An 18,689-nucleotide genomic window follows, 5' to 3' on the forward strand; every position below is an offset into this window, starting at 1 on the left:
GTCACGCTGACAGCACTACTGTGACCGTCATGACCCAGGCACCCGCGCGTCCGCAGTCCGGCTCCACCTTCGAGTCGTTGAACCCCGCGACCGGCGAGGTCGTCGGCACCCATCCGGTGCAGACCGCGGAGGAGGTGCAGGCCGCCGTCGACCGCGCCCGCGTCGAGGCCGAGTGGTGGGCCGCGCTGGGCTTCGCGGAGCGCAAGGCACACCTCAACGCCTGGAAGACCCTGATGACCCGGCGCCTCCCCGAGCTGGCCGACCTGGTCAGCCGGGAGATGGGCAAGCCGGCGTCCGACGCGATGCTCGAGGCCGGACTGGCCGTCGACCACATCGCCTGGGCGGCCGGCAACGCCAAGAAGGTGCTCGGTCGGCACCACGTGTCGTCCGGGATGCTGATGGTGAACCAGTCGGCGTCCGTGGCCTTCAAGCCGCTCGGCGTCGTCGGGGTGATCGGCCCGTGGAACTACCCGATCTTCACGCCGATGGGCTCGATCGCCTACGCGCTGGCAGCCGGCAACGCCGTGGTCTTCAAGCCGAGTGAGTACACCCCCGGCGTCGGCGGGTGGCTGGTGCAGACCTTCCAGGAGGCGGTCGGACGACCCGTGCTGCAGCTGGTGACCGGCCTCGGCGAGACCGGGGCCGCGCTGTGCCGGGCCGGCGTCGACAAGCTCGCCTTCACCGGGTCGACGGCGACGGGCAAGAAGGTGATGGCCGCCTGCGCCGAGACCCTGACCCCGGTCGTGATCGAGGCCGGTGGCAAGGACTCCGTGATCGTGGACGCCGATGCCGACGTCGAGGCCGCCGTCGACGCCGCCCTGTGGGGCGCGTGCTCGAACGCCGGGCAGACCTGCATCGGCGTCGAGCGGGTCTACGTCCACGAGCAGGTGTACGACGAGTTCGTCTCCGCCATCACCGCGAAGGCCACCGGGCTCGAGGCGGCCGAGGGCGGCAAGATCGGCCCGATCACCATGCCGAGCCAGGTGGAGGTGATCCGCAGCCACGTCCAGGACGCACTCGACCGCGGCGGCCGGGCCGTGCTCGGCGGCGCCGGTGCCGTCGGTGACCGCTTCGTGCAGCCGACGATCCTGGTCGACGTGCCCGAGGACTCCTTGGCCGTGCAGGAGGAGACCTTCGGGCCCACGCTGACGATCTCCAAGGTGCGGACCATGGACGAGGCGATCGAGAAGACCAACGCGACCCGCTACGGGTTGGGCAACACCGTCTTCAGCAAGGCCCGCGGCATGGAGATCGCCGAGCGGGTGCGCTCGGGCATGACCGCGATCAACGGCGTGATCACCTTCGCCGGCATTCCCAGCCTGCCCTTCGGCGGCGTCGGCGACTCCGGCTTCGGTCGCATCCACGGGCCCGAGGGCCTCAAGGAGTTCACCTACGCCAAGGCGATCGCCCGGCAGAGGTTCAAGCCGATGATCAACCTGACCAGCTTCGACCGGACGGCCAAGGCCGACAAGCAGTTCGCCCAGGTGCTCGGCCTGCTGCACGGGCGCGGCCGGAAGTGATCCGGCCGCGCACGCTCAGGAGGTCGTGAACCGGCCCACCTCGGTCCGCAGCTCCTGGGACATCCGGGCGAGCTCCTCGATGGCCGACATGGTCTGGCTGACGGCGTGGGTCGTCGTGTCGGCGGCGGCCGCGACCGTCGAGATGTTGGTGGCGATCTCGCCGGAGCCCATCGAGGCCTCCGCGACGTTGCGCGACATCTCGTTGGTCGTCGCGGTCTGCTCCTCGACCGCCGAGGCGATGGTCAGCTGGTAGTCGTTGATCGAGCTGATGATCGTGGCGATCTGGCTCATCGCGTCGACGGCGCCACCGGTGTCGCCCTGGATCGCCTCGACCCGGCGGGCGATGTCCTCGGTGGCCCGGGCGGTCTCCTGGGCGAGCTCCTTGACCTCGGTCGCGACGACCGCGAAGCCCTTGCCGGCCTCACCGGCACGAGCGGCCTCGATGGTCGCGTTGAGCGCCAGCAGGTTGGTCTGCTCGGCGATCGAGGTGATCACCTTGACCACGTCGCCGATCTCCTGGCTCGACGTGCCGAGCCGGCCGACCGAGTCACCGGCCTGCTCGACGATGCCGACGGCCTCGGTCGCGACGCGGGCCGCGTCGTTGGCCGACGTCGCGATCTCGCGGATCGAGGCGCCCATCTGCTCGGCGCCGGCGGCGACGGTCTGCACGTTGCGCGACACCTCGTCGGCCGCACCCGAGACCACGGTCGCCTGGGCCGAGGTCTCCGCGGCTCCGGACGCGATCTCCTGCGAGGATGCCGAGAGCTCCTCGGACGCCGCGGCCACGGCCTCGGCCGACTGCGCCACCGTGACGACGATCGTGCTCACGGACTCGATGGTCCGGTTGAAGGCGATCTCGAGGTCGCCGGCCTCGCCCGAGGACCTCTCTTCGAGCCGGTAGGTCAGGTCGCCACCGGCGAAGCGCTGCAGCGCGTCCACCGACCCCTGCAGCGGGCGGACCAGGCTGCGCGTGATCAGCCACGCCAGGGTGGCGGCGATCGCCAGCCCGAGCAGGGCGAAGAGCAGCACCTGACCGCGCATGCCGTGCGCGGTGCCCATCAGGTTGTCGGAGGCCTCGGCGGCATCGTGGGAGAGGGCGTCGACGAGGTCGCCCAGGACGGCGTCCATCTTCTCGTTCGCCTCCTGGATCTTCTCGGCGTCCGCACGCTGGCCTGCCTGGTCACCGACGGCGGCGTCGACGAACGCCGCGATGGACGTGGTGTAGGTCTGGAAGGCGGCCTCGAGCGCGGTGACGGCCTCCTTGTCGTCGGGGTCGAGGTCGAGCTTGCGCAGATCGGCGATCATGTCGGCGACCTGCTGGGTGTCGTCGGCGACGTCGGCCTGGGCCGAGGTCGGGTCGTCGAGGGTGACGGCCTTGAACCCGTCGACCTTGAGCTCGCTCGAGCGGGTGTCGAGCTGCTGCACCAGCGACCGGGCATCGTCATGGGTCCGGGTGCGCTGCGCGTCGTACGACACGTTGCCGGCGCCGACCCACGCGACCAGGGCGACCAGCACGGCGGACGCGAGCCCGATGCAGGTGATGACGGTGATCCGACGACCGACCGTCCAGCGGATGTTCCTCATGGCGGTGCTCCTTCTGCGGCGGAGGCCGCCCACGGAGCGGTGCTGCGCCGGCATGCGTGTAGCCGGGGCGGCCACGGAGGCACTGCTGCGGCCGATGGGTGAGATCGGACGCGCAGCCGCCGGTCTGAGGAGTCGCGATCCTGGTCTAGGACAGTGCGACCCGGTCGAGCACCGGTGCGGGGAGCTGGTCAGCCCGCGGTGACGAAGTAGACGACCAGCGCGATCAGGAGGAGCAGGGTGGTCCCGCCGAGGATCCAGATCCACAGCGGCACCGGCTTTTTAGGTGCCGGGGCGGGCGCGGGAGGCGGTGGCGGCGCGGCGGCGACCGGCGCGGGGGCCGGTGGGTTCATGAGGCCGCCGCAGCGGGCGCAGACCTCAGCGGTGAGCAGGTTGCCCTCCGCGCAGTGGGGGCACGGGGCCGAGCCGACCATGACCCGGCCCGAGGTGCCGGGCAGCCGGCGCAGCGAGTCGCCGGTGGTGGAGCCCGAGTCGAGGACCACCTTCGACGGCGTCCAGAAGAGCGGGTAGTCGCACTGGACGCAGAAGTCGTCGGACTCGCGGCGGGTCAGCGCCACCATCGCGACCGTGCCGCACTCGGGGCAGGTGACCTGCTCGTCGGGTGCCGAGGTCGGCGTGGGGACGGCGAGGGGGGGCGCGAGCGCCTCGGTCGGCTGGTCGTCGGCGAAGAGCGGTCTGGCCGCGCTCCGTCCCGTGTCGTCCGGCTCGTCGCCGGAGAGCACGTGCTTGCCGGTCAGCGTCTCGCTCACCCCGGCCACTCCTCCTCGGTTGTCCAGACCCGGTCGGGTCCCACGTACAGCTCGGCCCGGACGTGCGCCGGGACCTCGTCCCGCACCACGTCGATGAAGTCGGTGAGCTCCAAGAGTCCCGTCGACTGCACCCTCATCACCACCCACGCGGTGTCCTCAGGTGCGTCGCCGGCACGCCAGATGCCGCCGCCTTCCTCGATCACGGTCGGGCCCTCGCTGATCAGCTCCAGGTAGGACCTGAGTCCGCGAGCGGTCCCGCGCCACGTCAACGTCTTCGCTGCACCCGCAACGATACGGCGTTGGAGGCTCTCGGGTTGGGAATCGTCGATCGTCTCGACGCCGATCCACGAGGCGAGGTAGGGCAGCATCGGGCTGGGCGCGACCATCGTGTCGGCGACGTGCTCGACGTTGTCGGCGTCCTCCAGGAGCGTCGTGCCGAGCTCCTGGAAGATCGACACGAATCGCACGAAGAAGTCGTGGTCCAGCATCGAGACCGGCAGCTGGTCCAGCATCCACGACGGCGAGCGCGGGGGCCGGGTCTGCCCGCCCGGCACCACCGTCGCGCTGATCCGCTCGATCGTCACCGCACCACGACCTGGTGCCCGGCGGAGAGGAAGAGCGACTGCTTGTCCAGGCGGATCACGTCCTTGCCGCCGCCGAGGCGTCGACCGGTCCGCAGGTCGTACTCGAAGAGCAGCACCTCCTCGACCCGCTCCACGCCGTCGACGCCCTCCAGCAGCTGGGTGATGACCGCGAGGTTGACGTCGGCGTCGAAGGGCCAGCCGGTGCCGTCCGAGCCGCCGACCAGGGGGTTGAGGAACCGCGCCAGCGCGTCCATGGTTCGCTGGCGGACCAGTGCGGCGGGTCGCCCGGGAGCGCCGTGGAGCAGGGCGACGACCGAGACGCCCTGGTAGTACGGCGTGCTGACCTCGACCGAGGTGCCGACCAGCCGGTGCTCGTCGAGCGCCTCGACGATCGTCGTCATCAGCGGCGGCGAGATGGCGAAGTCGTCGAGCTTGTGACCCGTCGGCTCACTGCGGACCTGGGGGACGACGAGCAGCTGGACCGCGCCGTTGCCCCGACCGGCCGGGCGGCAGCGGGCCCGCGCGACCTCGATCGACGACTCGATCGTCAGGCGCTCGAAGTCGCGAGCCGTGACGGCCCGGTTGCCGGTGCGCAGGGTGAGCGGGCCGCGGACCTTCGCCTCGACGATCGACTCGGCGTCGACGCCGCCACCGGCCGGCCCGAGGTTGATGGTGCCGTTGACGAACGGGACCGCCGTACGCATCACCGTGAGGGTGCGTGCGCCCACGTTGCCCCGGCTGCCGCCGCCGTGGCGGTAGCCCGAGACCTCGATGAACGCGCCGTCGCGGGGGATCGTGCCGTGCTGCCGGACGGAGCCGTCGGGGTAGCGGATCCGGGGGCCGAAGTGCACCACGCCGGTGCCGCTGTCCCACACGAAGTGCCGGTCGTTCGGGGTCGAGGCGGAGAAGTCCTCGACCTCCGTCCAGCTCTCCACGCGGTCGCCGTCGACGACGCGCAGCGTCTCGGACTCACGGCGCGGCAGGACGGGGTACCGGTCGACCTGGAAGGTCTGCCCGGGGGCGCCGTTGCTGCGACCGAGGATCTCGGAGCCGACCGTCTCGGCGTGCTCCGCGCCGATGGTGCCACCCAGCGCGGAGACCTCGATGCCGCGCACGCGCGGCGAGTTGCGGTAGATCGGCTGACCGCTGCGCGGCGCCATCAGGCGGGCCCGCAGCCAGTACGCCGACTCGTTGGCGACCGTCAGCGGCTGGTGCTCGACGGGGACGAGGAGCACGATCTCGCCGGGCCGGTTGAGGCCGCCGGTCGTGTCCTCGTAGATGCGGGTGGGCAGCCAGCCGTCGCCGTTCCAGACCTCCCAGACGAGCGGGGGGTTGCGGGGGTCGACGCCGATGCCCTCCGCGCGAGCCTCGACCTGGAGGCGCAGCACCATGCCGGCGAGGCTCTCCCGGAAGCCGAGGTAGAACGCGTCACCCGGGGTGATGGTGTCGGCCGGGAAGCAGCTGGCCCCGTCGGTGCCGAAGCGGAGGTCCTCCCAGACGTCGAGGATCTGGTCGCCCTGGGCGGAGGCGGACTTCGCCGCGAGCAGCTCCGGTGGGGCGATGACGAGCTCGTCGACGGTGCTGAAGACGACCCCCTCACCCTCGGCCGCGCTGGTCTGCGTCATCACCTGGGTGTTCGCCGGCACGATGACCGGCTGCTCGAGGACGGCCGAGAGCCAGAAGGTCAGGTCGGTGCGGGCGACCGACGGCGGGAACGGCTCGATCCCGACCATGTTGAGGAAGTGGACGTAGAGCCGGTCGGGCACCTGGTTGACCCGGTAGAGCACCATCTCGCTCATCCAGGCGAAGAGCTCGATCAACGCCACGCCCGGGTCGGAGACGTTGTGGTTGGTCCACTCGGGGCAGTAGCGCGGGATCAAGCGCTTCGCTTCGTCGACGATGTCCTGGAAGGTGCGGTCGTCGAGGGCGGGCGTGGGCAGCGGCATCGGGCGTCCTACTCGGCGTCGTGAGGGATCACGTAGAAGGGATAGACGAGGTTGCGGCGGTCGTTGGTGGCACGGACCCGGTAGGTGATCTGGATCCGGACCAGTGCCTGGTTGTCGGGATCGGCCTCGGGCCTCACGTCCTCGACCACGATGCGGGGCTCCCACTGGGCGAGCGCCTCGCGGACCGCCTCGGCGATCAGGCCGAGCAGGTTGCCCGTGACCGGCTCGAAGAGCAGGTCCCAGATCCGGCAGCCGAACTGCGGTCGCATCAGGCGCTCGCCGGGTGCGGTCATCAGCACGATCTCGATCGAGCGGTCGAGGTCCGGTACGCCGGAGGACAGCGCGATCGCGCCGGTGTGGTCGACACCGAGCGGCCACATGAAGCCGCTCCCGATGAACGACGAGTCCGGCTGGCCCGGCTCGTCGTACCGGCGCAGGGAGCCCTCGGACATCAGTTGATCGCCACCATTCCACCCTTGAGCGTCAGCATGCCGCCGCCGTCGACGGACGCGGTGGCGCTGGCCTTGACGTCGAGCATCGTGGCCTCGACCTTCGCGGTGCCCGACGACTTCGCCTCGATCTGCGCGCCGTTGATCTTGACGGCGGTCTTCGCCTTGATGTTGATGTTCATGCCCTCGATGTTGATGTCCCCGGAGGCGGTGAACTCGATCGTGGCCTTGCCGTTGGTGATGGTCACCGGCTTGTCGGCGACGGTGAGCTCCAGCTTGTCCTCGCCGAGGCGGATCAGGTGGCCGTTCGAGGTCTTGAGGAGGATGTGCTTCTTGTCGGGTGAGGTGCCGTCCGCGAGCTCGATCAGGTGGCCGGTCCGCGAGTTGATCCGGCGGTAGGCGACCTTGCCGTCGTCGCCGACGTTGTCCGAGGTCGGCAGCCCGTTCTTCTTGCTGAACAGACCGCCGAGGACGACCGGGCGCCGGGTGTCTCCCTGCTCGAAGCCGACCAGGACCTCGTCGTTCACCTCCGGCTGGAAGACCACTCCGCGGGTGGGTCCGCCGCCGAGCGTGACGACCCGGGCCCACTCCGACTCGATGCCCGAGCCGATCGTCGGGAACTTCACCTTGACCCGGCCGATCTTGCCCTCAGTGTCGTTGATGTTGGTCACGACCCCGACCATCAGGCCGCCGATCGTCGCGCCGGCGCTCTCGACCGGCGCCGCCAGCAGGTCGACGAGTCCCTCGGGCCGGAGCGGCCCGGCCGTGAAGTGGGTCTCGAAGCCGCCGCCGCTGAAGACGTGCTGCACCCGGGTGACCAGGTAGCTGCCGGTCACGGGTCCCGCCCGCGACACCGCGACCTTCGTGAACGGCTTGATCGCTCCGTCGAAGATGCAGCTGCCCCGGGTGGTGGCGGCCGCCGACGTGGACTCCGCCAGCAGGGTCTCGCTCACCAGCGTCGCCTCGTCCACCGTGAGGGGCGATGCCCCGGAGACCCGGGTGCCGGCGCCCTCGGCGGCCGCCCGACCCGGGAACTTCGAGGTGAGGGTGGACTCGGCCGCAGCGGTGGCGTCGGCGACGTTGGCGACCGCAGCCTGCTGGGCGTCGTCCCAGCCGGTCACCGTCACCTTGCCGGTGTGGAGTCCCGACGCCCGGGTCGACAGGCGGAAGAGGTCCTCGCCGAGGGCGAGCTCCACGACGGCCGAGGTGGGAGCGTTGCTGATCTTCTTCACGGAGAGCCTGCCGAAGTCCACCCACCACACCATCCCGCAGCGGCGCACGATCCAGTTCAGGTAGGCGAGGTCGGTGCCCGTCTGCAACAGGTAGGGGTGGGTCTCCGTCGTGGCGTCGATCTCCGACTGCAGGCCGGTGCCGGCGACCATCTTGGTCATCACGTCGTGGTAGGTGGAGTTGAGGAAGGCCGTCGTCTCGGTGTGCTGGCCGAGCTTGTACGCGGCGTCGTCGACCGTCACGGTGACCACGGTGCTGTACTCGTCGTGGTCGAGGCTGACCCCGGTCACCAGGCCCTTGAAGAGGTTCTTCTCGGTGGCATGGTCCGCCAAGGTCGTGATGGTGACCTGGGCGCCCAGGCCGAACTTCGGCAGCACCTTGATGTCGAAGGAGTCCTCGACGTAGCGCAGCGTCGCGCGGCCGACCAGGTTGAGCCCGAGGTCGACCTCGACGCTCAGCAGCTGTGCGGTGTCGGGGAGCGCGGCACCGTCGACGGTCACGATCGGGCTGATGATCCCGACGCCTCTGTTGGCCGAGGGCACGTCAGGCACCCCCGTCCAGGCGCGGGACGGTGAGCATGGTGCCGGGGCGCACCGCCAACGGGTCCTCGAGGCCGTTCGCGGAGGCGAGCAGCCGCCAGCGGGTGGAGTCTCCGTAGTAGCGCGCGCTGATCCTGTCGAGGGTCTCCCCGGGCTGGACGCGGTGCACGCGGTGCGGCTTCGGCGTACCGGACGTGGGGTTCTGGGCGCCGAACGCCAGGGAAGGCTCGTACTGGCGCAGCTCCAGCTCCATGTTGGCGCGCAGCGGCACGCCCGCGGAGGAGAAGTAGGTGAAGCTCAGGCGCAGCCCCTCGATGACCGCCTTGAACGAGTGCAGGTCGCCCCAGTGGAAGGTCACCGTCGGGGGGCGCACGTTGCTGGTCGTCTCGTCGCTGCCGGGCAGCGAGGGGTCGACGTCCATCAGGTCGACGATCTTGCCGGTGTGGGTCGAGACCGGGGTGCCGTCGTTGGTGGTGTCGAAGATCAGGTCGACCTTGAGCCAGCCGGAGTTGGCGCCGGCGTAGCGCAGCGTGGGTACGCCGCGTCCCGGCATCGGGTTCGAGACCCAGTTGTTGCGCCGACCGACCGTCACGGTCTCGGGGTTGTAGAGGCACGGCACCTTGTCGGTGGTGCCCTCGATCTCCAGGAAGGCCTTCTCGAGCTCGGCCATCAGAAGCCCCCTCGTCCGTGCGAGCGACCGCGCCGCTCGAGCTCTTCGATGACCCGACGCTCGATCCGCTCGACCACCTTGTCGACCAGCTCGTCGGTGGCGGCGGCCGACAGGGTGCGGTCCGACATGTCGGCGCCGGACCCGCCCTGGTCGTAGTGCCGCCGGATCGGTGGGCTGCTCGACGGTGACGGCGTGGGGGACGACATGGAGGAGCCTCCTGGCTGGACGGCGCGACGGACGAGGGGCGCGTCCGGGGTGGCGAAGAGATGGGCGGTGGAGTCGACCAGCGAGCTGCCGGGCCCGCCGGGGCTGGTGTTGCTGCGCCGTACGACCGGCGCGGAGGACGGGGTGCTGGGCGTGGTCCGCGCGACCTCGGGGACCGGTGGGGGCGGCGGCTGTGACGGGGCCACGCTGATGCGGGGCGGCGCGACGGTGAGACGGCGTACGTCGGCGGCCGGTGCGCGGCCGGTCGGGGCCGACGCCGCGCCGGGCAGCCCCCCGGGGAAGGTGGTCGTGGGGGCCGTGCCGCCGGCCCGGCTCCTCGACGCGTCGGGGCCGGTCGGTGCGTCCTGCCAGGGCTGCCACGTCCTGGCCGCGGGCGTGCGACGGACGGGTGCGGTGCCGGTCGGCGGGCCGGCAGCAGGGGCGGAGGCGAGCCCGGTGGCGAGTTCGGCCGCGAACCGGCCGGTCGGCGTGCTCACCGGGGCGCCCGCGGTGCGTCCGGGCGCGCTCGCGCGGGCGGTGGTCGTGGGTGGCCGGGTCGTGAGGGTGGGTGGCCGGGTCGTGAGGGTGGCGGCGGAGGCGCCGGCGCCGAAGTCGCGGGGCGCACCCGAGGGCGTGATCGTGCGCCGCCACAGCCGGGACTCGCCGGAGACGGCCGCGGCCGGTGCCGCCACCGGGCTGCCCGCCGGGCGGATGCTCTGCGGGGCGCCGAAGCCGGTGGCCAACGTGCGGTTGGCGTCCGTCCCGTGCGCGGTGGCCCGCCGGATGGTCATCAGCTCCGGCATCCCGACCTGGGCCCGCGCGAACCCGGGGGTCGCCACGTGGGCGCCGACGCGGGTGACCGGCGCGGTCGTCCGGCGTACGACCGCGGGCGTCTCGTCGGCGGAGCGTCGGGCTGGTTCGTGGGCTGCGTCGGCTGGCGCGGCTGGCGCGGCTGGCGCGGCTGCCGGGGTGCCGGCCGGGGTGCCGGCGGCCGGTGCGGTCGCGGCTGGCGTCACCGGGGTGGTCGTGCCGGCCGAGGTCCCGGTCGCGGCCGAGCGTCGGACCGTCGGAGCGGGATCGGTCGGGTCGCCCGTGGTGGTCCGGGCCACGGGTGCGGCCGGGGAGGCCGGGTCGTGCGCGAGCCGGACGGTCGGCGCCGGCACCGAGGCGCGGACGTCGGTGGCGGGTCGGACGTCGGTGGCTCGGCGCCAGAGCCGGGGCAGCCGGCGCAGGTCGGGGGTGGCGGCGTCGGGCGGTGTGCTGTCCACGGGCGGACGGCGGCGGACGGTGGACGACCCACCGCCGTCCGGTCCCGCAGCGCCGGAGCCGGGCGCGGTGACCGCGGTGCTGCCGACCGCGGACGGCAGCCGACGTACGACGGGCGCGGCCGCCCGGGGCGCCGCACCGACCGCCGCGGGCGCGGCTGTGGTCGACCCGGCCGCGGTGGGTGCCGATCCGGACGTGGCGGCCAGGGGAGCGGGGGGCGCAGGGCTGGTCGCGGGGCTGGTCGCGGGGTTGCTCGTGCTCCCGGCAGCGCTGGTCGTGGGTCCGGCCGCGGCCGCAGTGCTCGCCGCGGGGACGGCGGCCGCGGTGCGGGTGGCGCTGAGCGTGCCGGCCTGCCCGCGCGCGTCGGCTGCCTGACGCATCACCAGGCTCCCGGCCGACCAGGCGTGCCGTCGTACGGTCGCCGGTGCATCGAGGCCCGCCGCGATCAGGCCTGGCCCGGCCGCGGGCACGGTCTCGGGGGAGCGGACCGACGACTCGAGGACACCCTCACGGGCCGCGCCCGCACCGGCCGGGCGCAGTCGGCCGGGCGACGCCAACCGGGACACGACACTCGCCAGCCCCGCCTGAGTCGCGGGGGAGCCAGCGGCGGAGAAGCCGGTCGTGGACGTGCTGGCTTTAGGGCCTCCCTGGCCGAGGGGAGTCCGGCGGACCAGCCCGTCGAACCGCGACTGCTGGGAGCGCAGTTGCCACGCCGGCCGCGCGACCCGGCGCAGCGGTGGCACATCCACCGATTGCGCGCCGGGAACCGTGGAGGACCCACCGCCACCCGGGGCCCGGGCAGCTGTCGGCGACCGGCCCGGGGTCGGCGGTGGCTGATCCACCGATTGCGCGCTGGAAACCGTGGAGGACCCACCGCCACCCGGGGCCGGGGCAGCAGTCGGCGACCGGCCTGGGGCTGGCGGTGGCTGATCCACCGATTGCGCGCCGGAAAGCGTGGAGGACCCACCGCCACCCGGAGCCGGGGCAGCAGTCGGCGACCGACCCGGAGCCAGCGGTGGCGCATTCACCGAAGGCACGCCGGAAACCGTGGAGGACCCACCGCCACCGGGAGCCGGGGTGACCCGCACGCCCGGGACGACCGCACCCGAGGCCGTCGAACGGACGGCCGGGCGCTCCGATGAGGAGGCAGCGGAGGACTCCGTGGTGGTGGACGTGCGCGGGGTGCGGGTGGTGGCGCGACGGACCGCCGGCTGGCTGGAGACCTGCTGGGCCGCGGCCTGGTTGGCCTGCCGGGCCGCCATGCCGGCGTTGAGCTTGGCGCGGTCGTTCTGGGTCAGCATCGGGCCGACGGCCGCGACCTCGTCGTGGCGGCGCACCCGGGCGACCTCCCCGCGCAGGCCGCCGACGATGCCGCCGGGGGTCCAGGTCGTCTCGTTCGGGACCTCACGGGCCGCGCGGGGCAGGGTGCGCTCGGGCAGCCGGCGGATCGCGACCGGTCGCGCCCCGGCCAGCCAGGTCGGCGCAGCGCTCGCGACGGAGCCGGGAGCGGTCGTACGGCGTACCGCGGCGGGCTCGACGTCCCCGGCGGGCGCCGGCTCGGCCTCGGCGACGGGCGTCCACCAGCGCGGGGGAGCCGCACTGGCGCCGATCCCGCGCGGGTCGGGCCCGACCAGTGCGCGGCGTACGTCGACCGGTCGCGAGGTCGCCGCCGCGAAGCGGGAGACCGACGAGGCGAGGCTGCCGATCCGGCTGGGCAGCGGGCGACCGACCGGCGGCCCGGGCAGCCGCATCCGGCGTACGACGTCGCGCCCCAGCCGGTGGTCGGCCGAGGCCTCCGTGGGCTCCGTGGCGTGCGAGGACTCTGAGGACTCTGAGGACTCTGAGGACATGGTCGTCATGACGCCTGGGTGACCGCCCGGAACCCGTGGTGGGTGACCTCGAGCTCTTCCTCGAGCGGGTCGGTGCTGGCGACGGAGAAGTCGGGACCCTTCCAGCGCACCGGGAAGACGTCGATGAACTCCCAGGAGCGCAACCGGTTGCCGACGGGGTCGATCACGGTGACCGCGCCGGTCGACCGGGTGAGCTTGTTGTCGTTGCTCGCGAAGCCCTCGCCGGAGGACTTGTTGAACCAGTCGAAGAGCGCGTTGCTGTTGGTGACGCCGCGCCGGAAGGTCAGGTTGGGCCAGGTCATCCGGCCCGGCACCCGGTGCACGTAGCCGTTCTGCCCGCCCTCGCGGATCTCGTCGACCTGCACGGTGACGTCGAGGCCGGAGACCTCCTTGAAGACGCCGAGCTCGACGCCGTCCAGCTCGAAGAGGAACCGGTTCGCGATGGGGAGGTCGCCGCCGAGGGGCGTCGTGATGTCACTGTTGGCCATACTCGCGCACCGCCTGCCAGGCTCGGTCGTTCAACGAGACCACCGCTCGCACCATGCGCACCCGGTCCATGTGCTCGAGGTCGAGCAGCTCGTCGAGGCGCCAGTGCAGGTGGTACGCGAGAAACGCTATCTCCTGCCATAGGGCTTCCGTGGGGTAACGCATCATTGCGCGCTCACCTCGGCCCCCTGCCGCGCCCCGCTGGGCGTTGCTCGGCCCATCACTGGGCCTTGCGCGGGATCTCCTCGACCGCTCGACGCAGGTTCGGTCGCGGACCCGGATCCGTCGTCGTGGCCGAGGCGGCCGCCGCGTCCGGCTCCGGGTCCGCCGGGTGGGCGGTCGGAGCAGGAGCGGCGGCCGAGTCGACGCCGAGGAGTGAGGACGACGCCTGGGCGTTGACCAGCGCGTCGTACTCCTCCTGGCTGCCGAAGTTGATCACCCCGTAGAAGTCCTGGAGGAACGCCAGGTCGACAGCGAACAGGCCCTCGATGTCGTACGAGGTCACCAGCTCCATGCTGCCGAGGGACTCCACGACCCGCGTCAGCACCAGGATGGTGAGACGCGGATCGTCGGGGCCCTGCACGGTCGGGTCGCGCAGCGGCTCGAGCTCGTCGCGCGCTGTCGCCAGCCGCATCGTGCCCGTCTTGTGCAGACGACCCTGCCCGTCCACGTAGCCACGCGGAAGGGTGAATTCGTACGACGTACGCAGTGAGCTCACGGGCCTACTTAACCCGGTCGAGGCGCTCGATGACCAGCGTGATGGTCTCCTTGACGGCCTCGCTGGACTCCGTGCTCACGGCGTCGGTCGCGATCTTGCTCGGCCAGCCCTTGATGAAGTTGAAGCGGCCGATCTCCACGAACGAGGTGTCGTAGAGGACGATCGAGCCGTTCTTGCGGGCGCTGGCGCGGTCCATCGTCAGACCCTTGTCGCGGATCGCGATGAACCACTTCCAGATCGGGTCGGCCATGGCGTCCGAGGGCGCCATCCGGGTGATGGTCAGGTCGGGCGCCTTCTGGGTGTTGCCACGGGTCTTGACGATCTGCATCCGACCGGTGGGGCCGTTCTGCTGGATCGTGACGACGTCGTGCTCGACGTCGAGGCCCGAGACGCCGGACAGGATGATGTTCTCGCCGTCGATCTCCAGGTAGAAGTTCTGGGCGACGATCGGGTCGGTTGAGATGAGGTCGTTGGGCATGACTGGGGACTCCGGTCTCTAGTGAGTGCTAGTGGGGTGACGGGGTCCCGGCGTCAGCCGGCGACCTGCTTCTTCTGGCTGATGCGGAAGACGACGAACTCCGCCGGCTTCACCGGAGCGATGCCGACCTCGACGACCAGGAGGCCCTGGTCGATCGACTCGGGCGGGTTGGTCTCGGCGTCGCACTTGACGTAAAACGCCTCGTCCGCCGAGGTGCCGAAGAGCGCACCGGCCGACCACAGGCCGCGGAGGAAGGCTCCGACGGTCCGCTTCACGCCCTCCCACAGCGCCATGTCGTTCGGCTCGAAGACCGCCCACTGGGTGCCGGTCAGGATCGTCGCCTCGACCATGTTGAAGAGGCGACGGACGTTGATGTAGTTCCAGTCGGTGTCGGAGGAGAGGGTGCGCGCACCCCAGATCCGGATGCCGCGGGTGCCGAAGGGCCGGATGCAGTTGATGCCGATCGGGTTGAGCAGCGACTGCTCGTTCTGGGTGACCGCGCGCTCGATGTCGAGCACGCCGCGCATCGTGTCGTTTGCCGGGGCCTTCCACACGCCGCGGGTGTCGTCGGTGCGGGCCCAGACGCCGGCCACGTGGCCCGACGGGGGGATCAGGATCTCGCTGTTGCCGTTGACGCCGGTCGGGTTCTCGACCTTGACCCAGGGGTAGTACAGCGCGGCGTACGCCGAGTCGTACATCGCGACGTCGCTGCGCCACTCCTTGATCTGCTGGGGCGACATGCCGGGAGGGGCGTCGAGGACGGCCATCCGGTTGCCGTTCTGCTCGCAGTGCGAGATCAGCGCGGTCTGCACGGCCTTCCACAGGTTGAGGTCGATGGTGCCGTCCTCACCGGTGGCAGCGGTGACCAGGTCGGGGACGATCACCATGGTGACGTCCTCGGCGACGGCCAGGCCGTTGATGCCCTTGCGGGCCGACTCGGAGCCGGCGAACTTCGCACCGGTGACCGGCACCGGGGTGGGCGCGGCCTTCTCGAGCGCGTACAGGCCGGGCTTCACGAGCTCGAGCTGCGAGGCCAGGTCGACCTTCTCGTCGAGGTTGAGGTCGATCTTGATCCGCGTCGAGGTGGCGTTGACCTTGGTCGCGACGTTGCTGTCGCCCTTGTCGAAGCCCAGGCCGGAGAAGGTCTCCACGGCCGCGCCGCCCTCGAGGACGGTGATCGTGAACGTGGCGGGACCGTCGACGTCCTCCTCGCCACCGTCGTCGGTGCTCACCTGGAGCGTGATGTTGGCGTCGGGCTCGAGGCTCTCGACGGCGACCGGCAGCCCGAGGGAGCGGTCGGCGGCGGGGAGCGCCAAGCGCGACGGCTCACCGGCGGGCTCGGTGTTCGGGACCCGGCAGATGTAGGCGATGCTGCCGCCGTTGGCGAAGTAGCCGTACACCGAGAGCGGCAGGATGCAGCCCTCGGAGAAGCCGCCGTAGAGGCTTTCGAACTGCGTCCAGCTCGTCACGAGCCGGGGGGACAGACCCTGGGGGTCGTTGGGGTCGTCGCTCGGGAAGGTCGCCGTGAACCCCACGAAGGCGGCCACCGCGGTCGGAGCGGCGGACAGAACCTTCTGTGAGGAGGGGACCTCTTCGACGTAGACGCCGGGTGCGGTGTAAGTGGGCATCGTCTGTATCCGCTCTCAGGACAGGTGGCAGGACATCGTGAGACTGCTCCCGCGGTGGGGGGGCCCGCAACGAGAACAGCGACACATGGCCCGAAATGACTACGTCAGTGGCTCATTGATGTCTTGACGGTTGAGCGCCGCGCTCCCGATCATCGAGCATGGCCAACCGCCCCGCCACTCGGCTCGAGCTGCGGCCCGGCGACCAGCCCCGCCTGGCGGCGATGACCCGCAGCCCCACCGTGCGTGCCGGGCTGGCCCAGCGCGCGCGGATCCTGCTCCTGGCGGCCGAGGGGCTGTCCAACACCGAGATCGCCGACAAGGTCGGGGTGTCGCGACCGACGGTGCTGGTGTGGCGGCAGCGGTACGTCGAGCGCGGCATCGACGGTCTCTCCGACCGGTCGCGCCCGGGCCGTCAGCCGCACGCCTCGGCGCCGGACGTGCTGCACGCCTCGCTCGCCGTGCCGCCGCGCCGGCTGGGGGTCACGCACTGGTCCTCGCGCGTGCTCGGCGACGAGCTCGGCATCGGCCGCGGCACCGTCGTCCGGGCGTGGCACGCCTACGGGATCCAGCCCGTGCGAGGCGGCTACCGGTTCGCGGTCACTCCGCCGCTGACCGGTCGGGTGGTCACGGTGCTGGCGCTCAGGCTGGGGATGCCGGAGAGCTTCGCGGTGCTCGACGTGCGGGAGCCGTCGCGCGCCGGGGACCGCTCCGACGACTCCGCCGCGGACGACGCCCTGCGTGATCTCGCCACCGCCCTGCGTCGCGACGTGCCGGCCGCCCCGCTCGACCCCGCCGGGGCGCTGCTGGGCTTCCTCGACGAGCTCAACCGCGCCCGACTGCAGTGGCCCACCGCGTCCCGGTTGCACCTGGTCACCGACGGGCGCGGGCCGGTCGGCCTCCCGGCGCTGCGCGAGGCCCTCGCCGTGCGCTCGCGGGTCGCCGTGCACACCGCCCGCGACCTCGCACGGTGGCCCGACATGCTCGCCGCGTGGCTGGCGATGGCGGCGTACGGCGACGCGGACCCGGCCGCCCTGGTGGCGGCCGTCGAGCGGGTCCGTGCCGGGCTGGCGGCGGGGGAGGTGTTCACCTGGTTGCACGCGGCCCGGTCGGCGCCGGCACGACGTGCGCGATCCGCTCCGCCGCGCCCAACCGACAAGTGACTTACGAGCCAGCCGGAGATCAGCCCGACGTCGTCCGCACGGCGCCCGGCATCGTCATCTGGATCACGCCGCCGTAGACGCACTGGCACATCGATCCCGAGACCAGCGCCGGCTGCCCGCCGAGGGTGGTCTTCATCGCTCCGGGCAGCCACGGTCCGGGCACGAGGGGGACGCACGGCATCGGGGTGAGCACGCCCAGGGCCGCGGCGGTGGCCGCGGCCACGGTCGGGTTCGCGAGGCTGTTGCACATCACGAAGGGCGGAATGTTCGCGCCGCCCGCGTTGTCCATCACCGTCGCCGCCGGCCGACCCTCGATGATCACCTTGCTGGTGCCCTTCGGCACCAGCGTCGACGGCGCCATGCCGAAGGAGCACTGGAGCATCGCTCCCAGGACCGCGTTCTGACCCATGACCTTCTCCTCAGCGCTTCGTGCCCTTGGCCGACCCCTGGAGTGGCTCACCCGCGCTCGTCACGAAGCAGATGACGTCGCGGTCGTCGTCCTCCCAGCTGCGGGCCGAGGGCAGCAGGTAGGTGTAGAAGAGCTCGGAGTCGAGGTAGTCGACACCGACGTACTTGCCGTACTCGCCGGCGCACGCGCCGTTCGCGAACTTCGCCAGCGCGTCGTCGCCGGGGTAGGTGTCGGCGTCCTCGCCGGTCTCGTACGGGACCAGCGCGTAGGACTCCTGGGCGTGCTCCTGCGAGCAGTCCACCTCGGTCAGCTCGCTGAGCTGCGCCTTGACCTCGCTCTGGCCCTCGAAGCACTGGCCGGGCTTGATCTCGAAGACCGACACCCCCTCGCCCTCGTCGTCGTCGCCGCCGAAGAGGCCGCAGCCGCCCAGCAGGGGCAGGACGAGCGCGACGGCGAGAGCGCGGGCGCACCGCCGGCGGGAGGTGCGCTCAGGCATCCGGCTCGTCGTCCATCCGAGAGGCCAGCGCGCTGATGCGGTCGACCGACGGCGCCTGGAGCTCCCAGGCGAAGGTGTCCGCAGCCACCGTGACCATCAGGCTGAAGGAGGCCTTGAGCGAGCCGCCGGAGGCGGCCCAGATCTCGCGCACCTTGTTGTCGCTGTCACCGAGCCCGAGCCGGACCGTCGAGGAGAGGTCGTCCGGGAGCAGGTCGTCGGGGACCGCCTCGACGCCCGCCAGGATGCTCACCACGTCGCCGAGCAGCTGGTGCTCGTCGCGCGGGCTGCCCGCCCAGGCGCTGACCAGGTAGCCGAGCTGCATCATCGGCTGCGGACGGCGGCGCTGGGCCGGGCCACCCTCGGGGCTGCGGGTCGCGGGTGCCGAGGGCTGGTTGCTGCGCTGGATGTCGTAGAGGAACAGGTTCACCGTGATCCGGGAGAGCTGGGCCGACCAGGTGCCGCTGGGTGCGTCGAAGGAAACGTCGCCCATCTCCTCCGGGAGCGGGAGCCGCGTGCGGAGCAGCTTCTCCAGGCCCGCGTCGACGTGGCTGATGAACACGGCGCGAGTCTGGCACGCATCGGCGGAGCACACAGGGGATCGCCCAGATCGCCCCGCGGGCCGACGGCGTCCGTACGGGGTAGTTGGCACCACCCGAACGGGCCAGGGGGATGATCACTCCGGGTTTCGTCATTCGCCCACGCCCG

Annotated in this window: 18 protein-coding genes; 2 read left to right on the forward strand and 16 right to left on the reverse strand. The window is 71.9% G+C overall.

The genetic code is table 11. The features are described 5' to 3' along the window. The first annotated feature begins 29 nt into the window (after positions 1 to 29). The gene (locus tag N542_RS0117120; RefSeq protein WP_028644975.1) at positions 30 to 1,520 is read left to right on the forward strand and encodes an aldehyde dehydrogenase family protein; all 1,491 of its coding nucleotides are present in this window, start codon (positions 30 to 32) and stop codon (positions 1,518 to 1,520) included. Positions 1,521 to 1,535: 15 nt separating this feature from the next. On the opposite strand, the gene N542_RS0117125 is transcribed toward N542_RS0117120, so the two are convergent. The 13 genes from N542_RS0117125 to N542_RS0117190 all read right to left on the reverse strand — a co-directional run bounded on the left by N542_RS0117125 (position 1,536) and on the right by N542_RS0117190 (position 15,919). Further along, positions 1,536 to 3,104, reverse strand: a complete 1,569-nt coding sequence (locus N542_RS0117125; protein ID WP_036508262.1) for a methyl-accepting chemotaxis protein — start codon at positions 3,102 to 3,104, stop codon at positions 1,536 to 1,538. Positions 3,105 to 3,292: 188 nt separating this feature from the next. Next, on the reverse strand, positions 3,293 to 3,871 hold the full coding sequence (locus tag N542_RS0117130) for a hypothetical protein (protein WP_155993167.1): 579 nt from the start codon (positions 3,869 to 3,871) through the stop codon (positions 3,293 to 3,295). Then, entirely contained in the window at positions 3,868 to 4,455 is a 588-nt protein-coding gene (locus N542_RS0117135; RefSeq protein ID WP_231482712.1) for a phage tail protein, read from the reverse strand. The genes N542_RS0117130 and N542_RS0117135 overlap by 4 nt, the downstream gene beginning before the upstream one ends. Continuing rightward, positions 4,452 to 6,401 (reverse strand): putative baseplate assembly protein, encoded by a 1,950-nt coding sequence (locus N542_RS0117140; protein WP_028644979.1) that lies wholly within the window; start codon positions 6,399 to 6,401, stop codon positions 4,452 to 4,454. The genes N542_RS0117135 and N542_RS0117140 overlap by 4 nt, the downstream gene beginning before the upstream one ends. An 8-nt stretch (positions 6,402 to 6,409) precedes the next feature. Continuing rightward, the gene (locus N542_RS0117145) at positions 6,410 to 6,853 is read right to left on the reverse strand and encodes a GPW/gp25 family protein (protein WP_051551950.1); all 444 of its coding nucleotides are present in this window, start codon (positions 6,851 to 6,853) and stop codon (positions 6,410 to 6,412) included. Beyond that, complete coding sequence (locus N542_RS0117150; protein WP_028644981.1) at positions 6,853 to 8,631, reverse strand: phage baseplate assembly protein V; 1,779 nt, start codon at positions 8,629 to 8,631, stop codon at positions 6,853 to 6,855. Before N542_RS0117150 ends, N542_RS0117145 begins: the two co-directional genes overlap by 1 nt. After that, positions 8,624 to 9,289, reverse strand: a complete 666-nt coding sequence (locus N542_RS0117155; RefSeq protein ID WP_028644982.1) for a CIS tube protein — start codon at positions 9,287 to 9,289, stop codon at positions 8,624 to 8,626. The genes N542_RS0117150 and N542_RS0117155 overlap by 8 nt, the downstream gene beginning before the upstream one ends. Next, complete coding sequence (locus N542_RS28325) at positions 9,289 to 12,618, reverse strand: hypothetical protein (protein ID WP_155993169.1); 3,330 nt, start codon at positions 12,616 to 12,618, stop codon at positions 9,289 to 9,291. The genes N542_RS0117155 and N542_RS28325 overlap by 1 nt, the downstream gene beginning before the upstream one ends. Continuing rightward, positions 12,615 to 13,097, reverse strand: a complete 483-nt coding sequence (locus tag N542_RS0117170; protein WP_036508269.1) for a phage tail protein — start codon at positions 13,095 to 13,097, stop codon at positions 12,615 to 12,617. The genes N542_RS28325 and N542_RS0117170 overlap by 4 nt, the downstream gene beginning before the upstream one ends. Next, positions 13,084 to 13,263, reverse strand: a complete 180-nt coding sequence (locus N542_RS0117175) for a DUF6760 family protein (RefSeq protein ID WP_028644986.1) — start codon at positions 13,261 to 13,263, stop codon at positions 13,084 to 13,086. The genes N542_RS0117170 and N542_RS0117175 overlap by 14 nt, the downstream gene beginning before the upstream one ends. Before the next feature lie 52 nt (positions 13,264 to 13,315). Then, positions 13,316 to 13,813: a hypothetical protein gene (locus N542_RS0117180; protein WP_231482719.1), complete on the reverse strand. Its 498-nt coding sequence runs from the start codon at positions 13,811 to 13,813 to the stop codon at positions 13,316 to 13,318. Positions 13,814 to 13,817: 4 nt separating this feature from the next. Continuing rightward, complete coding sequence (locus N542_RS0117185; protein WP_028644988.1) at positions 13,818 to 14,291, reverse strand: phage tail protein; 474 nt, start codon at positions 14,289 to 14,291, stop codon at positions 13,818 to 13,820. A gap of 53 nt (positions 14,292 to 14,344) precedes the next feature. Further along, positions 14,345 to 15,919: a phage tail sheath family protein gene (locus tag N542_RS0117190; RefSeq protein WP_028644989.1), complete on the reverse strand. Its 1,575-nt coding sequence runs from the start codon at positions 15,917 to 15,919 to the stop codon at positions 14,345 to 14,347. A 158-nt stretch (positions 15,920 to 16,077) separates the two neighbouring features. On the opposite strand from N542_RS0117190, the gene N542_RS27225 reads away from it, so the two are divergent. Continuing rightward, a complete protein-coding gene (locus tag N542_RS27225) occupies positions 16,078 to 17,079 on the forward strand; it encodes a helix-turn-helix domain-containing protein (RefSeq protein WP_081795258.1) in 1,002 nt (333 codons plus the stop codon). Between the two features lie 19 nt (positions 17,080 to 17,098). Here N542_RS27225 and N542_RS0117205 read toward each other — a convergent pair whose 3' ends face one another. The 3 genes from N542_RS0117205 to N542_RS25380 are packed head-to-tail and all read right to left on the reverse strand — an operon-like array spanning position 17,099 to position 18,543. Then, complete coding sequence (locus tag N542_RS0117205; RefSeq protein WP_028644991.1) at positions 17,099 to 17,488, reverse strand: DUF4280 domain-containing protein; 390 nt, start codon at positions 17,486 to 17,488, stop codon at positions 17,099 to 17,101. 10 nt (positions 17,489 to 17,498) lie between these two features. Beyond that, positions 17,499 to 17,984, reverse strand: a complete 486-nt coding sequence (locus tag N542_RS0117210; RefSeq protein WP_028644992.1) for a septum formation family protein — start codon at positions 17,982 to 17,984, stop codon at positions 17,499 to 17,501. Further along, on the reverse strand, positions 17,977 to 18,543 hold the full coding sequence (locus N542_RS25380; RefSeq protein WP_051551952.1) for a DUF4255 domain-containing protein: 567 nt from the start codon (positions 18,541 to 18,543) through the stop codon (positions 17,977 to 17,979). The genes N542_RS0117210 and N542_RS25380 overlap by 8 nt, the downstream gene beginning before the upstream one ends. Positions 18,544 to 18,689: the final 146 nt, after the last annotated feature.

This window comes from Nocardioides sp. URHA0020 (assembly GCF_000620705.1).
In the GTDB taxonomy this organism is placed as follows: Bacteria; Actinomycetota; Actinomycetes; order Propionibacteriales; family Nocardioidaceae; genus Nocardioides.

Coding starts and splice junctions, on each gene's coding strand:
- N542_RS0117175 (WP_028644986.1), bottom strand. CDS start 13,263: ATGATGCGTTACCCCACGGAAGCCCTATGGCAGGAGATAGCGTTTCTC.
- N542_RS0117140 (WP_028644979.1), bottom strand. CDS start 6,401: ATGCCGCTGCCCACGCCCGCCCTCGACGACCGCACCTTCCAGGACATC.
- N542_RS27225 (WP_081795258.1), top strand. CDS start 16,078: ATGGCCAACCGCCCCGCCACTCGGCTCGAGCTGCGGCCCGGCGACCAG.
- N542_RS0117145 (WP_051551950.1), bottom strand. CDS start 6,853: ATGTCCGAGGGCTCCCTGCGCCGGTACGACGAGCCGGGCCAGCCGGAC.
- N542_RS0117155 (WP_028644982.1), bottom strand. CDS start 9,289: ATGGCCGAGCTCGAGAAGGCCTTCCTGGAGATCGAGGGCACCACCGAC.
- N542_RS28325 (WP_155993169.1), bottom strand. CDS start 12,618: ATGACGACCATGTCCTCAGAGTCCTCAGAGTCCTCAGAGTCCTCGCAC.
- N542_RS0117185 (WP_028644988.1), bottom strand. CDS start 14,291: ATGCCCAACGACCTCATCTCAACCGACCCGATCGTCGCCCAGAACTTC.
- N542_RS0117120 (WP_028644975.1), top strand. CDS start 30: ATGACCCAGGCACCCGCGCGTCCGCAGTCCGGCTCCACCTTCGAGTCG.
- N542_RS0117125 (WP_036508262.1), bottom strand. CDS start 3,104: ATGAGGAACATCCGCTGGACGGTCGGTCGTCGGATCACCGTCATCACC.
- N542_RS0117205 (WP_028644991.1), bottom strand. CDS start 17,488: ATGGGTCAGAACGCGGTCCTGGGAGCGATGCTCCAGTGCTCCTTCGGC.
- N542_RS0117190 (WP_028644989.1), bottom strand. CDS start 15,919: ATGCCCACTTACACCGCACCCGGCGTCTACGTCGAAGAGGTCCCCTCC.
- N542_RS0117210 (WP_028644992.1), bottom strand. CDS start 17,984: ATGCCTGAGCGCACCTCCCGCCGGCGGTGCGCCCGCGCTCTCGCCGTC.
- N542_RS0117170 (WP_036508269.1), bottom strand. CDS start 13,097: ATGGCCAACAGTGACATCACGACGCCCCTCGGCGGCGACCTCCCCATC.